The sequence below is a fragment of the Rheinheimera nanhaiensis E407-8 genome, from assembly GCF_000296695.1.
GTDB lineage: Bacteria > Pseudomonadota > Gammaproteobacteria > Enterobacterales > Alteromonadaceae > Alishewanella > Alishewanella nanhaiensis.
The window spans coordinates 21474-24270 of the sequence record NZ_BAFK01000014.1; the positions used below are offsets into that span (position 1 = coordinate 21474).

Annotated in this window: 1 protein-coding gene; it reads right to left on the reverse strand. The window is 50.2% G+C overall.

The window, feature by feature from the left end; all coding sequences use genetic code 11:
* Positions 1 to 24: 24 nt before the first annotated feature.
* Entirely contained in the window at positions 25 to 2325 is a 2301-nt protein-coding gene (locus tag RNAN_RS12205; protein WP_008222199.1) for a Tex family protein, read from the reverse strand.
* Positions 2326 to 2797: the final 472 nt, after the last annotated feature.

A 2797-nucleotide genomic window follows, 5' to 3' on the forward strand; every position in this document is an offset into this window, starting at 1 on the left:
GCCACGCTGGCGTTTTTTACACTGCTATTTTTTCAGTTTGGCAAAGGCCTCAGCAAAGGCATTGCCCATAGCCGCATTGTTTTCTACTACTTTGGCCGGGCGGGCGGCTTTGTTATTGTTGTTGCGACCGGCATTTTTGTCGGCGGCTTTGGCGCTGGGTTGCTCGTCCATCCGCATGGTCAGTGCAATACGCTTACGCTCGATGTCCACTTCCAGCACTTTTACTTTCACCACATCACCGGCTTTGACCACCTGATGCGGATCGCTGACAAACTTATCGGTTAACGACGAGATATGCACCAAACCATCCTGATGCACGCCAATGTCGACAAAGGCACCAAAGTTGGTCACATTGGTGACCACGCCTTCTAACAGCATGCCGGCAGTGAGATCTTTTAACGTTTCCACACCGTCTTTAAAGCTGGCGGTTTTAAACTCCGGCCGCGGGTCACGCCCAGGTTTATCCAGCTCTTTTAAGATGTCGGTAATAGTCGGTACACCAAAGTGCGCATCGGCAAAGGCTTTTGCATCCACCGTTTTTAAAAAGCTACTGTTACCGATAATTTGCTCGACACTTTTTTGATGCGCCGCGAGGATCTTTTCTAGCAGCGGGTAGGCTTCAGGGTGCACGGCCGAGGCATCCAGTGGGTTGCTGCCGTTGTTAATGCGTAAGAAACCGGCCGCCTGCTCAAAGGCTTTTGGCCCCAAACGTGGCACTTTTAACAGCTCTTTGCGCTCGTTAAAGCGGCCATGGGTGTCGCGGTGAAACACGATATTTTGCGCCAGGGTTTTATTAAGCCCGGCCACCCGCGCCAGCAGTGGCACTGAGGCGGTGTTCAAGTCAACACCAACGGCGTTTACACAGTCCTCTACCACGCCATCAAGCGACTTGGTCAGCAGGCTTTGGTTAACATCATGCTGGTACTGGCCCACGCCAATGGCTTTGGGTTCAATTTTCACCAACTCGGCCAGCGGGTCCTGCAAACGGCGGCCGATAGACACAGCGCCACGCAGCGATACATCCAGTTCCGGAAACTCCTGTGCCGCCAGTTCAGAGGCGGAATACACCGACGCACCGGCTTCCGATACCATCACTTTTTGGATGTTCAACCCTGTTACCGCTGTAATCACTTCAGCGGCCAATTTATCAGTTTCGCGTGAGGCGGTGCCATTGCCTACCGCAATCAGCTCAACTTTATATTGTTGGCACAAGGCCGCCAGGCTGCGTACTGACTTATCCCACATATTTTGCGGTGCATGCGGAAAAATGGTGGTGTGGTTTAGCAGTTTACCGGTTTCATCAATTACGGTGACTTTCACACCGGTGCGCAGGCCCGGGTCCAGTGCCAGCGTGGTACGCATACCGGCCGGCGCGGCCATCAGTAAGTCTTTTAAATTGCGGGCGAATACTTTTATCGCCTCTTCTTCGGCTTTTTCACGCAGCTCGCCCAATAAGTCATTTTCCAGGCTCAGGTGCAGTTTGACCTTCCAGGTCCACTGCACTGCCGTGCGCAAAAACGCATCTGCCGCACGGCCTGCATCTTTAATATTAAAGTGGCTGGCAATCATCTGTTCGCACAAGCTATGGGCGGTGTCTTCATTGGCATCCGGCACCAGTTGCAGCTGCAATATACCTTCGTTGCGGCCGCGCAACATGGCCAGCGCCCGGTGCGACGGTGTGGTTTTCCAGCTTTCGCTGTGGGCAAAATAATCGCGGAATTTCGCGCCTTCCTGCTCTTTGCCGGCCACCACTGTGCTTTTTACCACGGCATGCTGGGCCAAGTGCTGGCGCAAGCGGGCCAACAGGTTAGCATCCTCAGCAAAGCGCTCCATTAAAATATATTTGGCGCCATCAAGTACTGCTTTTTCATCGGTAAAGCCGGCATCGGCATTGATATAGGCGGCTGCTTCGGTTAGCGGGTTTAGCGCCGGGTTTTGCAGCAGCGCATCGGCCAGCGGCTGTATGCCAGCTTCAATCGCAATTTGGCCTTTGGTGCGGCGTTTGGCTTTGTAGGGCAGGTATAAATCTTCTAAGCGGGTTTTATTATCGGCTGCCAGAATGTCACTTTTCAGCTCGGGTGTTAACTTACCCTGCTCGTCAATGGTTTTTAATATCACCTGACGGCGCTCTTCCAGCTCGCGCAGATACGTCAAGCGCTGCTCTAAATGCCTAAGCTGGGTGTCGTCTAAGCCGCCGGTCACTTCTTTACGGTAACGGGCAATAAAAGGCACGGTAGCGCCTTCTTCCAGCAAGGCGATAGTTGCTAACACCTGCTCGGGCCGGGCAGCAATTTCGGTGGCGATTTGTTTCACAATAATAGACATAAAAAGAAAAGTTCCTGCTATAAAAAATACCCGTCGGCTATTAACCCGCAGAGTAAAAAACTTCGACAGACTGATTGTCCCCTGTACGTGAAAAAAAATCCAATCTGCTTCTTAACTATTTGCGGTTGGCAAAAAGGGCATTTACATGATTTTTAAACCGACAAGTGCGGCATTCAGGTTTATACACCTGATATGTAAACAAAATTTAATTTTTCTTTGCAGCAATTGTCATTTCATCTGCAAAAATATTATTTCCTTCATCGTTATGGTTAGTCTGTGTATTTCTCTGTGAATTAAATGTAGACATCTGTGTATAACTAAGAATAAAATCTGCACTTTTGTATGTGCTGTAACAACAAGCGTCGTATTGTTTTACTTGGTGGAAATAAAAATGCTGAGATGGGTCAAAGGATTGCCGCTTTCGCTTGCGAGTGTTTACTTCGTTACAGCTCAGTGTTTAGCGTCTTCATTG

What these genes read in the sequence shown, in the direction of transcription:
- RNAN_RS12205 (WP_008222199.1), bottom strand. Translation starts at nt 2,325, where the DNA reads ATGTCTATTATTGTGAAACAAATCGCCACCGAAATTGCTGCCCGGCCC.